Origin of the sequence: Acetobacterium sp. (genome assembly GCF_030652775.1) — a bacterium.
Classification (GTDB): Bacteria; Bacillota; Clostridia; order Eubacteriales; family Eubacteriaceae; genus Acetobacterium.
In genome coordinates this window covers 134,586-147,321 of sequence record NZ_JAUSPS010000052.1, presented here as the reverse complement: position 1 = coordinate 147,321, position 12,736 = coordinate 134,586, and the positions used below count along the sequence as shown (strand labels likewise).

The 12,736-nt window shown below is 46.7% G+C and carries 13 protein-coding genes, 1 tRNA gene and 1 riboswitch; of the genes, 3 read left to right on the top strand and 11 right to left on the bottom strand.

The genetic code is table 11. The features are described from left to right. Positions 1-5: 5 nt before the first annotated feature. From Q7J41_RS09510 to Q7J41_RS09475, 8 genes are all read right to left on the bottom strand, one after another. Positions 6-215, bottom strand: a complete 210-nt coding sequence (locus Q7J41_RS09510; RefSeq protein WP_304887474.1) for a (Fe-S)-binding protein — start codon at positions 213-215, stop codon at positions 6-8. 105 nt (positions 216-320) lie between these two features. Then, positions 321-395 (bottom strand) — tRNA-Gln (locus Q7J41_RS09505). 98 nt (positions 396-493) lie between these two features. After that, the gene (locus Q7J41_RS09500) at positions 494-1,282 is read right to left on the bottom strand and encodes a TatD family hydrolase (RefSeq protein ID WP_304887472.1); all 789 of its coding nucleotides are present in this window, start codon (positions 1,280-1,282) and stop codon (positions 494-496) included. Next, positions 1,276-2,610, bottom strand: a complete 1,335-nt coding sequence (locus Q7J41_RS09495) for a CCA tRNA nucleotidyltransferase (RefSeq protein ID WP_304887470.1) — start codon at positions 2,608-2,610, stop codon at positions 1,276-1,278. Before Q7J41_RS09495 ends, Q7J41_RS09500 begins: the two co-directional genes overlap by 7 nt. Next, the gene (locus tag Q7J41_RS09490; RefSeq protein WP_304887468.1) at positions 2,600-3,178 is read right to left on the bottom strand and encodes an HDIG domain-containing metalloprotein; all 579 of its coding nucleotides are present in this window, start codon (positions 3,176-3,178) and stop codon (positions 2,600-2,602) included. The genes Q7J41_RS09495 and Q7J41_RS09490 overlap by 11 nt, the downstream gene beginning before the upstream one ends. 184 nt (positions 3,179-3,362) lie before the next feature. Beyond that, positions 3,363-4,127, bottom strand: coding sequence for an aminotransferase class IV (locus Q7J41_RS09485; RefSeq protein WP_304887466.1), 765 nt, complete (start codon positions 4,125-4,127; stop codon positions 3,363-3,365). Between the two features lie 47 nt (positions 4,128-4,174). Next, entirely contained in the window at positions 4,175-5,545 is a 1,371-nt protein-coding gene (pabB, locus tag Q7J41_RS09480; RefSeq protein WP_304887465.1) for an aminodeoxychorismate synthase component I, read from the bottom strand. Next, positions 5,539-6,126, bottom strand: a complete 588-nt coding sequence (locus Q7J41_RS09475; protein ID WP_304887463.1) for an aminodeoxychorismate/anthranilate synthase component II — start codon at positions 6,124-6,126, stop codon at positions 5,539-5,541. Before Q7J41_RS09475 ends, pabB begins: the two co-directional genes overlap by 7 nt. Positions 6,127-6,381: 255 nt before the next feature. After that, a riboswitch (cobalamin riboswitch) is annotated at positions 6,382-6,550 on the top strand. A gap of 115 nt (positions 6,551-6,665) precedes the next feature. Here Q7J41_RS09475 and Q7J41_RS09470 point away from each other — a divergent pair. Together Q7J41_RS09470 and Q7J41_RS09465 are read left to right on the top strand one after the other, a co-directional pair. Beyond that, positions 6,666-7,214, top strand: a complete 549-nt coding sequence (locus Q7J41_RS09470) for an ECF transporter S component (protein WP_304887461.1) — start codon at positions 6,666-6,668, stop codon at positions 7,212-7,214. Positions 7,215-7,299: 85 nt separating this feature from the next. After that, positions 7,300-8,031 (top strand): alpha-ribazole-5-phosphate synthase, encoded by a 732-nt coding sequence (locus tag Q7J41_RS09465; protein ID WP_304887459.1) that lies wholly within the window; start codon positions 7,300-7,302, stop codon positions 8,029-8,031. Positions 8,032-8,146: 115 nt separating this feature from the next. Here Q7J41_RS09465 and Q7J41_RS09460 read toward each other — a convergent pair whose 3' ends face one another. The 3 genes from Q7J41_RS09460 to aroF form a co-directional block, all read right to left on the bottom strand. After that, positions 8,147-8,758: an aromatic acid exporter family protein gene (locus Q7J41_RS09460; protein ID WP_304887457.1), complete on the bottom strand. Its 612-nt coding sequence runs from the start codon at positions 8,756-8,758 to the stop codon at positions 8,147-8,149. A 175-nt stretch (positions 8,759-8,933) separates the two neighbouring features. Beyond that, positions 8,934-9,827 (bottom strand): prephenate dehydrogenase, encoded by an 894-nt coding sequence (locus tag Q7J41_RS09455; RefSeq protein WP_304887456.1) that lies wholly within the window; start codon positions 9,825-9,827, stop codon positions 8,934-8,936. Further along, positions 9,827-10,837: a 3-deoxy-7-phosphoheptulonate synthase gene (gene aroF / locus Q7J41_RS09450; RefSeq protein WP_304887454.1), complete on the bottom strand. Its 1,011-nt coding sequence runs from the start codon at positions 10,835-10,837 to the stop codon at positions 9,827-9,829. The genes Q7J41_RS09455 and aroF overlap by 1 nt, the downstream gene beginning before the upstream one ends. A 591-nt stretch (positions 10,838-11,428) precedes the next feature. Between aroF and Q7J41_RS09445 the strand changes: the two genes are divergently transcribed. Then, a complete protein-coding gene (locus Q7J41_RS09445; RefSeq protein WP_304887452.1) occupies positions 11,429-12,712 on the top strand; it encodes an O-acetylhomoserine aminocarboxypropyltransferase/cysteine synthase family protein in 1,284 nt (427 codons plus the stop codon). Positions 12,713-12,736: the final 24 nt, after the last annotated feature.

Here is a 12,736-nt window from a genome sequence, read left to right as displayed (position 1 = left end):
GCTCTTTAATCCCTATTTTCATCAATTAATTTCTGAATTTCCTGGCGGTTTTCTTCATTGATTGCTATTCTAAGAGCTGAGCATCCACCGATGCTTTTTTTTCGCTGCAATAATTTTTCAGCAAAGGCCATACAGTTATTTTCACCGCAGTTCTTGCAGCTAGTTTGAGGCAGGTATTCATAAATATCAAAAACACTGATTTTTTGATCCGACATAATTAACTCCCCTTTTTTACTCCATGATGATTGATCTTATCATCCAAACGGATATGACAAAACCTGCTTTTTAAGTAAGCTTAAAGAGCAGGTTAAATTTCATTTTGGCAGAGGTAGCAGGATTTGAACCTGCGAATGATGGAGTCAGAGTCCATTGCCTTACCGCTTGGCTATACCCCTTTATTCATTTTCTGTCCCGAAGGTACGCTAAACATTCTATCTAAATTAATCTCGTTTGTCAAGGAAAATGAACGGTTGATTTGCATTTTTTATTGTTTTTATATTTCCTTTGTCTTTTCACCGATGCCAAATACTCTTTTGGCATTCGCAGTCGTAATCTCCGCCACCTCTTCTATTGTGATCCCGCGGATCCGGGCAATTTCGGCGGCCACGAAACGCACATAGGCCGGCTCGTTGCGTTTGCCCCGATGGGGGGTGGGCGTCAGATAAGGACTGTCCGTTTCGATCAGCAAGCGGTCTAACGGCATCATTGCGACGACTTCCGGCAGTTTCCGGGCATTGCTGAAGGTCAGCGGCCCGGAAATCGACAGATGAAAGCCCATGTCCAGAAAAACTTTAGCCATTTCCACCGAACCGCTGTAGCTGTGCATGATTCCGCCGTATTCCGGCGCGAAGTATTCTTTTAAGATCCGAACCATATCTTCCATCGATTCCCGATTATGGATCACAATTGGCAGCGCCACCGCTTTAGCAATGATCAGCTGGCGGATAAACACCTCCTGCTGCACATCCCGGGGGGAATAGTCATAGTGATAATCCAGACCGATTTCGCCGATCGCCACTACCTTTTCTTTTTTTGCCCATTCCGTTAACAACGCATCGTGTTTTTGGGCAACGTAATCTTTGGCATCATGGGGATGAATCCCTACAGTGGCATAAACCATCGGGTATTTTTCACTCATTGCCACGGCTCGGAAGCTGGAGTCCTCATCAGCGCCGGGATTGATTATCAGCTCTACCCCGGCAGCCCGGGCGTTTTCCAGTACCGCTTCGCGGTCCTCGTTAAATTTTTGATCGTCGATATGGGCATGGCTGTCAATTAACATATTCGCATCTCCTTTGCTTTTTCAATTAAACTATCTTTTTCGTTTTGATAGGCTTCCTCGATGACGCCTTCCAGCAGCAACTTGAGAATCCGGCCAATTTCGACCCCGTTTTCTATCCCCAGGCCAATTAGATCGTTACCGTTGATGGCCAGATCTTTCAGCGAAAAGCAGGCCTTTTCGGCGATCACCTGATCCAGCAACGCTTCCAGTCTTTGCAGTGACGCCAACCGGCTATGATACTCAGGCGCCTGAGCCAGGTTATCGCCCCGCTTAATCGCAATCAGATCACGAAATAGCGGCTCTGACAGGCGGTTCAGCCAGCGCTTGATGCTGGTTTTATCTTCATCGATCAGGGTATCGTGGTATTTTACCAGCAGACAGATCTGATCAACGGTATTTTTACTGATCCGCAAGGCGGTTAGGCGCTCCCGGGCCATCGCTTCCGATAACTTGCTGTGGCCTTTAAAATGACCCACGCCGGCATCATCTACGCTAAAGGTCTGGGGTTTCCCCAGGTCGTGAAAAAGCATCGTCCACCGCAGCCTTGGCACTGGGGCCAGGGTTTCCATCGCCACTGCCGTATGAGTCAACACATCATAGCAGTGATGGGGATTCATCTGATCAAAGTTTTTTGCCGGCAGCAGCTCAGGGATCACCACCCCCAGCACCGCCGTTTCGGCCAGGATGATCGCTTTGGCGTTTTTTCCACAGATCAGTTTACTTAGTTCGGCGGCAATCCGCTCCGCTGAAATGTGGCGAAGTTGTCCACAATTCTGCCGGATCGCCGTGCGAGTTTCCGCTTCTAGAGCAAAGCCCAAAACGGCGGCAAAACGCAGACCCCGAAGCATTCGCAGGGCATCCTCGGCCATTCGTTTGTGCGGATTACCGACCCCACGGATGATCTCTTTTTTGAGATCAGCTGCTCCGCCAAAGCAATCAATCAGACCTTTTTGCGGATGGTAGGCCATCGCATTGATGGTAAAATCCCGCCTGGCCAGGTCATCTGACAGGTTTCTGGTGAACTTCACCGCATCCGGATGACGGCGGTCCGAATAACCACCTTCGATCCGGTGCGTCGTTATTTCGATCGCCATCCCATCAAGAATGACGGTCACGGTGCCGTGGCGGATGCCGGTTTCAACGACCCGATAGTCGGCGAAACAATCGAGAATTTCCGCCGGGGTGGCGTCGGTGGTCATATCAAAGTCTGTTGGCGGGGTAGCAAGTAGATAATCCCGGACACAGCCGCCCACCAGATATCCACAGAATCCACAGCTTTCCAGTTGTTTAAAGGCCTTTTCTACCGGAACCGGGAGATTAAGCTTCATTACTTCCCAGCCCGATGTCATCGGCAACGGCCCGCATTCCCAAAATCGTTTCCTGCATCAGCTCATCCAGCGAATAACCAGCCATCTCCGCCCCTTTGGTAACAACCTCACGATTGACCCCTGCGGCAAAACTGGCGGTTTTGAATTTCTTTTTCACCGATTTCAGCTCCAGATCGTTGACGCTTTTGGAGGGCCGCATATAGGCGCAGGCAGTGATCAACCCGGCCAGTTCATCAGTGGCATAGAGAATTTTTTCCATCTGATGGGTAGGCTCGACATCCGCGCAGAGACCAAAGCCATGACTGACAACGCTGTTAATAAAGGCTTTCTCATAATCGTTGGCTTCCAGTATTTCGACCACCTTAACGCAGTGTTGATCCGGGTATTTTTCATAATCCAGATCGTGCAGCAGCCCGACAATGCCCCAGTAGTCCGGGTCTTCCCCTTCCAGTTTGGCAAAATGCTCCATCACGCCAGAAACCGCCAGGCCATGATTGACCAGGGATTCACTTTCATTATATTCCTTCAACAATGCCAATGCTTTTTCTCGATCCATTTGTGTACTCATTATATCTCCTCGTTCTTCTTTTAATTAAGATTATTCTAACACAGTTTGCCGTTTACTGACAAAGCCTGTTTTAAATTATTAAGCTTTTGGCGACTCACAAAAAGCCCTGCCACGGATTTTTGTCTCCATGGCAAGGCTGATTGTTTGAATTTTCGGTTATTCTTAATTCTTTTAATTCAGGTTTTTATTTCAGGCCCCAGGTTTGTTGAAATAGCGCCTCGATCCGAGCGGTCAGCGTTTCGGGGCCGATCCCATAGCGCCCTTCATCGACCTGATTCACCGGCATGATTTCCATCAGCGAATTGGTGATAAAGACCTCGTCGGCAGCCAGCAATTGATCGCTGGTATAATGGCCTTCTTCGATCGCGATGTGATTAGCTTTTAGCAGCTGGATCACCCGGTTTCTGACAATTCCGGCCAGCAGCCCGCAATCTCTTGCCGGGGTGTAGACGGTTCCGTTTTTGATCAAAAAGAGATTGGTCATGCAGCCTTCGGCCAGGTAGCCCTGGGTGTTATAAAAAATCGCTTCGGAAAAACCGCGAGCCTTGGCCTCATTTAAAATCAGCAGATTCTCCAGATAATTGTTGGACTTGATCGTCACCAGCCGGGATTTTTCATTGCGCACCGCATTATTGGTGCAAATTTTCACACCCTGCTCAAACATCTGGCGGTCGTAATGATTTTCCCGAGCCGTGATCAACAGGTTATCCACTTTTAGCCCCTTGCTAAGGGTAACCCGCAGGCCGCCCCGCTTGATCTCATTTTTTTTGATGATCTTCTGACAGTCGCTCTGGATCTGATCCGGATGGCTGGTCAGATTAAGTCCCATCACCAGGGCACTTTGCTTCAATCGTTCCATGTGATCCGCAAAGAAAATCAGTTTCCCCTGAGCTATGTTGATGGTTTCAAACACCCCATAACCATAAAGAAAGCCCTGATCCAGAGGCATCTGGCACTCCTTTGAAATTTCTCCGTTATAACTGACGTAGTCCATTTTTAATATCGTTTCAACGCATCCATCAGGGCGCGACCCTTATCGAAGGTTTCCTGATACTCAGACTCGTTGTCGGAATCCCAGACGATCCCGCCGCCGACCTGAAAATAGCCTTTGCCGTCCTTGCAGACAATCGTGCGGATGACGATATTGAGATCCAGATCGCCGTTGAAACCAATATAGCCAATCGAACCGGTATAAATATTTCGTTGGGTGGGCTCCAGTTCGTCAATAATCTCCATCGCCCGGATCTTCGGTGCACCGGTAATCGAGCCGCCAGGGAAGGTCGCTTTGACACAATCGATGGCATCGAGATTGTCTTTTAATTCGGCCGTAACGGTTGAGACCAGATGAAAAACGGTCTGATACGTTTCCAGCTTAAACAATTCCGGTACTTTGACGGTGCCGGTTTTGGCGATTTTTCCGAGATCATTCCGCTCCAAATCGACAATCATCAACAGCTCCGCCTTATCCTTTTCGCTGTTGACCAGGGTCTCGCAGTTGGCGGCATCTTCCACGGCAGTTTTGCCCCGGGGCATGGTGCCCTTAATCGGTCGGGTTTCAATATTGCGGCCCTGAACCAGAATAAAACGCTCTGGTGAACTGGAGACAATCTGTCCTTCGCCAAAATCGATATAGCTGGCAAAAGGAGCTGGGTTGATTTTTCGCAGTTCGCTGTATAATTCCAACGGGCTTAACTGTAAATCAGCGTTAAACCGTTGGGTCAGATTGGTCTGATAAATATCCCCAGCTAAAATGTACTCGTGAACCGCATCCAGTGCCTTCATATATTCCGGCTTGGTGAAATTACCCCGGAATTCGACATTTTCATTGATCTTAAAATCCGAACGGATGGCGACCTTGGGATCGCCAACAAATTTTGCGGTTAAGCGGCTGACAATATCCGCTTCATTTTCTTCAATTCCCAGGGCGGCGACATAGGTTTTATTTTCTTTATGATCGATTATCACAATCCCATCGTAGAAACCCATAAAACAATCGGGGATACCCACATCATCGACAGCACTGCGGGGAAACTCTTCCAGATGATGACAAAGGTCATAGGAAAAATAACCCACTGCCCCGCCGATAAAAGGAAACGGTGATGGATAATCCATCTGATATTGTTTTAATAATTTTTGCAGCTCATCAAAAGGATTTCCGGTAACCGTTTTCGTTGCGGTTTTTGTTTTAGTGGTAATGGTATCCGCTTTACTGGTAAAGACCAGAAAAGGATTCCCGCCGATAAATGAATAGCGTCCCAGGCTGTCCGGGTCTCTGCCGCTGTCCAGAAAGAAACTGTAGGGCTCATCTTTGAATAAAAGATAGCTTTCAAAACTCGTTAAGTCGGTTTTTATTTCTTGTATTAGCATCTTGCACCATTTTCTTTTGTCGATTGAAAAAAGTTGTCCAATAATTCCATGCCCATTTCGGTGAGAATCGCTTCGGGATGAAACTGCACGCCTTCAATAGGGTAGTCCTTATGTCGCAGACCCATGATTTCATTTTGATTAGTTCGGGCAGTAATTTCAAAAAACTCGGGAATTTCGTGATTTTCCACCACCAATGAATGGTATCGCGTCACCTTCAGGGGATTATTAAGACCATCAAACACGCCGGCATTGTCGTGGGCGATGGCATGAACTTTACCATGAACCGGCTCCAGGGCTTTGGTAATCTTACAGCCAAAGGCCTGACCGATGATCTGATGGCCCAGACAAATACCCAGGATCGGGATTTCGCCCTTAAAGCGATGCACGACATCCAGACAGATGCCGGATTCGTTGGGGGTACATGGCCCCGGTGATAAAACGATCATCGACGGTGCCATCTCGGCAATCTCGTCCAGAGTAATTTTATCATTTCTTTTTACAATCACCGTTTCATTGAGTCCTTCCAGATACTGGACTAAATTGTAGGTGAAAGAATCATAGTTGTCGATCATTAGAATCAATTTTTATACCTCTTAGTATTAATCATTTTGTGCAGTATTGTATCACACTCCACGGGTTCAATACAATGAATTATAGCTGGAATATTTGGCATGAATTTTCGATCTGTCTTGTTATTTTCGGGGTTGAGCCCCACCAGAAATTACCCCCAATTCAAAGCTAGTTAATTCCCACTTCGCTTTTTCCTTAGCAATACTTATTAGCCTCAGTCAAATTCAATTTGACAAATTGATCCCTGATGTGCTATTATTCTCCCAAGTAAATAAAGCTTTTTTGGTGCCTTGTAAAAGGAGAATAGGGAAACAGGTTAAAATCCTGTAGGGACCCACCACTGTATAGTTGAGCACTTGTCATCACCACCTCACGGGAAGGGACAAACTGCGCTGAAGCTGACTCAGGAGACCTGCCAGAAATGATTCCATTTGGACGACGGTAAAGTTCACATCTTTTAAGATGTGAACTTTTTTTGTTTAAAACTGGAATCAGTTCACCTTTTCTATCGCCATAAAATGCTTTATAATAAAATCACAAGGAGTAACCAATGAAAATTAACACCCGACAACTCGTCTTTATGGCGCTTTTAATTGCCCTCTCTTTTGTAGGTGCGCAGTTAAAAGTTTTTGGCACGATTGCCTTCGATTCACTTCCGGCTTTTTTAGGCACCCTGCTGATGGGCCCTGTGGCTGGCGCAATTATTGCTATTATCGGTCATCTCTTAACCGCACTCACCTCAGGATTCCCCATGACCGTGCCCGTTCACCTGGCCATTGGCCTGGGAATGGGACTGATCATGGTGGCCACCTGGTATACTTATGCTTTTGTTAAAAAGGCAGCTAATGAAATCGTTGGCCTGATTGTCAGCGTTATCGTTGCCGCCATCTGCAACGGCCCGATCCTGCTGTTACTTTGTTCGCCACTGTTAGTTCCGATGTTAACCTGGCCCGGCCTCATTGCCATGATGTTTCCCCTGGCGCTGGTAGGTGGAATCAATGCCCTGATCGCCGCCCTCGTCTTTAAAGCGTTACCGCTGTCGGTTAAAAATCAGGTGTCTTCGGCAACCTCAGCCCAGGCATCTACGGACTACCGCTAAAAACCGCTTGGCGATATCCAAACAGTGCGCCAAGTCCACGGCACTTTGACTATTACTAAACGCCCAGCCCCGAAAGGAGGATCTTATGAAAACTTATCAGTATCGTGACTTGTCGGTCATTGAACTTCCCGATTCGCTCCTGGTCACTGCCTGTGACAGCAGCGGCGGCGTCGGGGAAAAGCCTGGCGATGAGTTATGTGTTCCGACCAAATATATCTCCATTTTTGCCGCCCGGGTGTGTCTTTTTGAATTGCTGGCCTGTGGCGCCCAGATTATCGGTCTTTCCAACACCATCGTCGGGGAGATGCACCCCACCGGCGAAGCCTTGATCCAAGGTATTCGGGAAGAACTGGAGCGAGCCGGGATCGGGGATCTGCCGATTAATGGATCCACTGAAGAAAATTTTAAAACCTGTATGACCGGCTTTGGCATTTTTGTGATGGGTATGGCAAAGCGGTTACGCATTACCCCATCAGTATCTGGGGATGTGGTGATCTGCATCGGCAAACCCAAATACGGTGCTGCCCTTGTTGTCGATGGCGATCCGGAAATCGCTGATTATCAGGATCTCCGAACCTTAACCAAAAATCCTGCTGTTAACGAGATCGTCCCCTGCGGCTCCAAGGGGATTTTATACGAGGCCACCAATCTTGCTGCCATTTATCATCGCCAATTTCAAACCGCCCCCAATGATCTGAATGTAGTGGCTTCTGCCGGCCCGGCAACCACCATAATTGCCAGCATCAAGCCTTCGGGCTTACCCGGACTGGCGACCGTCTTCACCGATAAACTGACGGTTATCGGCCATCTCAAATAAATTTATGCAACTAAAAAAAGACCTCCTGGTATTAGGGTGGTCTCTTTTTTAAGGGGAGGGGTAATTATATTTTAGTTTGTCCAGACGTCACAAAAATCCAGAATAAACGTAAAACCTAGGGTTTGAATATCATATACAGAATATTTGATACTTTAAATTTTTTACGGCTGCTACCTGGCTTCTCTGCCACGGTGATCAGCTCTTTTTTCGTTTCTGATTCCGCATCGGCTGACTTTTCATCGCATTCCGGCACTTTGATAAAGCGATTGATCAAGAACGCCACAATGATCCCAAACGATGTTTCCAGAAGTCTTAAAATTGCCAGCATATAGATACCCGCATCACGGGGATAGGTGGTCATCAGAATGAGAAACACCACACAGGTAATAACGATGGCTCCAGACTTATTGATATTATTACATAGATAAATCAATCCCATAATTCCCAAAGGAATGATGAAAACATAAGCAAATTCATATGGGATTAAATTAGCGGCAAAAATGCCCAACATCCCTGCTGCTCCTCCAAAGGCGGTTCCCAATATTCGATTCCAACCCGTTTCAATGGAATTTTCAATGCTCGGTCCCATCGTAATCACCGCTGCAATTGCTGCAACCAGTGGATTAAACCCCGGTCCCATGATCGCAAATACGACCACACAGATGAATACAGCCAGCATCGTTTTTATGTTTCTCATACCAATAGATGGTAGATGACATAACTTCATGATATTTTTGCTCCAAGTTTTTATTTAACTTTTACCCTCGTCATTTTGTTCCCACTAAAAATCGTGGTTTAAAATGTTTCTTTATCTAGAGTATACTCCCATATTATATTATGTCAATAGAGTAATCATTTTCAGACTGATGTAACTGTTTTCACAGCGCATCTCTTAAGCAAACTCACAGGTTTTTTAAGTTCTTTGCCTCCCGAATCTCCCCCATGGCAACTCGTTTTTTGCGAACCGATTTAAGCCGGGTGATCAATTCTTCCTTTTCATCCAAGCGGATCATTTCTTTCATCGCTTCCAGACTGGCCTCAAATTTCTCGATCTGATCGAGCAGATTTTTGCGATTGCACATAAACAGCTCGGTCCACATCGGCGCATTAATCATGGCAATCCGGGTCAGATCGCCAAAACTACCACCCTCAAAATCGGTAATCGAGAGATCATCCTCGCAATCCACTAAGGCTGCCGCAATTACATGACAGAGCTGGGATGTAAAGGCTATTTTTTCGTCGTGGATTTCAGTGGTGGTTTCGACAATATGATTAAATCCCAAATCGGTAACAATGTCCCGGATCAATTGAATGTTTTCCGGTTGATTGGAGGGTAAGGGGGTCAGAATATAATTCCGATTTTTAAAAATGCGATCATCAGCCCCGCCGAACCCTTCTTTTTCACTGCCGGCCATCGGATGTCCGGGAATATAATCAATATCTTTGCGCAACAGATTCCCGAGGTTTTTAAAGACCACTTCTTTAACCCCGATAATATCTGTGACAATCGCTCCCGGTTTAAAGTCTTCCATATAAAGGGCTAAAAAAGCCAGGGTATCCATCGGGGTCAGACAGATAAAAACCAGATCGCACTGGGGCAGCATTTTTTGAAGCCCCGCCGAATCCCAGACGCCTTCATCAATTACGCCCTGAGCCAGGGCGGTTTCGATTACCGTCGGCTTTAAATCATAGCCCCAGATTTCCCGAGGCCCCTGCTTCCTGAGTCCCATGGCCAGCGCACCGCCCATCAGACCCAGGCCGATAAAGCCAACGATGGAATCTTCTCGTTTTTTCATTACATCACCTTGTTCTCAAATTCGGCGTATTTTTTGACGGTAATCATGATTTTGTGGAATTGTTCCGGGGTAATCGACTGTTCGCCATCGCAAAGAGCTTCTTCGGGATTATTATGAACCTCAATCATCACGCCATCGGCACCGGCGGCAATGGCAGCCTTCGTCAATGCTTCAACCGTCCAGGACAGCCCGGTAGCATGGCTGGGGTCAATAATAATGGGTAAATGACTTTTCTGTTTGAGTACTGGAATACAGCTGATATCCAGGGTATTACGGGTGGCAGTTTCAAAGGTTCGGATCCCTCGCTCACACAAGATGACCTTATCATTTCCTTCTTTCATGATGTATTCGGCCGACATCAGAAATTCCTGCATCGTCGATGACATCCCCCGTTTTAGCAGGATCGGTTTGTCAATTTTACCCAATTCCCGGAGCAAATCAAAGTTTTGCATATTTCTGGCGCCTACCTGGATAACATCCACATCTTCAAAGGCCGCCAGATGTTCCAGTGACATCAGCTCGCTGACAATCGGCAGTCCAGTTTCTTTTCTGGCTATTTTCAACAGCTCCAGTCCTTCGTATCCTAAGCCCTGGAAAGCATATGGCGAGGTTCGTGGTTTGAAGGCCCCGCCCCGCAAAAAAGTAGCTCCGGATTCTTTGACACTTTTGGCAATCGAGACAATCTGTTCTTCACTTTCTACCGAACAGGGCCCGGCGATCACAGTGATGGTTCCTTCGCCGACTTTTCGGCCTTTGACATTAATTATGGTGTCATCGGGATGAAATAGACGATTAGCCTTTTTATAAGGTTCCTGAACTCTGAGTACATTCTCCACAATACGATTCGAACGAATTTTTTCCACATCAGCCAAGGTTGTATCCCCTACTATTCCTAGAATGGTGTGATCCACACCTTTTGAATAATGAATGTTTAATCCCTGAGTTTCAATCATCTTGATTAATCTCTGAATATCTTCTTCTTTGGTGTTGGGTTTAACTACTATTATCATTTCTTCCTCCATTATTTTTACTCACTGACCACGCAGTTTTTTATCTTCTGTGCACCGAAGACCACCGGAAACCGGTCTATTGATTTCCGGTAATTCGCAAGCTGCCACCAAATTGCTAGCATGATCTTTGGCCTTTGCCTTGCGAAAAAAAAAGGAGGCTTCCTAAGAAGCCTCCTAAAAATCAACTTTTATTCAATACACTTGTATCGCTAAAAATTTATCATGGGTTGGGATTCTCAAAGGAACTTAATTTATTGCACGCAAAGTAACCAAAGCTAAAGAACCAATAGCTTTGGGTGTTAACGTAATAATATTCATTTAAGTTTCTTCTTAACTCTTCCATGATATTCCTCTCAGGACACATTAACACAAGAAAATAAATTTCTCCACAACCTAGTTGAACGGCAACGTGTATTTTGGTTTATTATAGACTTAATTTTTATTAATGTCAAACAAATAGTTTTGATTAATTGTTAATTTTTTATTCTTTACTTTACGTATTGACAAAATCCGGTCGTCTATGTTATATTGCTTATAATTCCTACTGGAATGATATGTAATTTATCAATAACGTTGCAAGGAGATACGATTATGAAAGATACCCGAAAATTTGAAACCCTTCAACTCCATGGCGGTCAAACCCCTGATCCCACCACCCATGCGGTTGCTGTCCCCATTTATCAGACCACCTCTTATGTTTTTGACAACAGCGAACATGCCCAACGGCTTTTTGGCTTGGAAGAACCAGGCAATATTTATACCCGAATTATGAACCCCACCACCAGTGTTCTGGAAGAACGGATGGCTCTTTTAGAAGGCGGCGTTGGCGCCCTGGCCTTTGCTTCCGGCTCGGCCGCCATTACCGCAACGATTCTAAATATAGCCGGCACTGGTGATGAACTGGTTGCCGCATCCACCCTTTATGGCGGCACCTATAATCTCTTAAGTGCTACACTGCCCCGGCTCGGCATTAAAACAACCTTCGTTAACCCGGATGACCCTGAAAATTTTCGAACTGCTATCAACGAAAATACCAAGGCCATTTATATCGAATCCTTAGGGAATCCCGCCATTAATATTGTCGATGTCAAAGCAGTGGCCCAAATCGCCCATGACAACGGTGTGCCGCTGATCGTCGACAATACCTTTGCCACCCCCTACTTATTCAGACCGCTGGATTTTGGTGCCGACATCGTCGTTTATTCAGCCACCAAATTTATTGGCGGACACGGCACCACCATCGGCGGCATTATCGTTGACGGCGGCACCTTTGACTGGGCTGGCAGCGGCCGCTTCCCGGTGTTCACCACTCCGGACGCCAGCTATCACGGCATTACCTACGCCACCGATATCGGCGCAGCGGCCTTCATTGTCAAAGCCCGGGTTCAATTGCTGCGGGATACCGGCGCCTGCATCAGCCCCTTTAATGCCTTCCTGCTGTTACAGGGTCTGGAAACCCTCTCGTTGCGACTGGATCGACATCTCGAAAACACCCAGAAAGTGGTCACTTTTTTAAGCGATCATCCTCAAGTTACCTGGGTGAACTACCCCACTCTGCCTGACAACCCTTACAAGGCGCTTTCCGAAGCGTATTTTAAAAAAGGGCCTGGCTCAATTTTCACCTTTGGCATCAAGGGGGGCATCGCAGCCGCCCGGAAATTCATTGACAGCCTGACCCTGTTTACCCATCTGGCCAACGTCGCCGATGCCAAATCGCTGGTAATCCATCCGGCCACCACCACCCATCAGCAACTTTCCGGAGACGATCTGATTGCCGCCGGCATTACCGAAGATATGATCCGTTTATCGATCGGTCTAGAACACAGCGACGATATCCTGGCTGATCTGGATCAGGCCTTAACCAAAGCCCTTTAGTTTTTAAGCAATCACCCGGAGGTG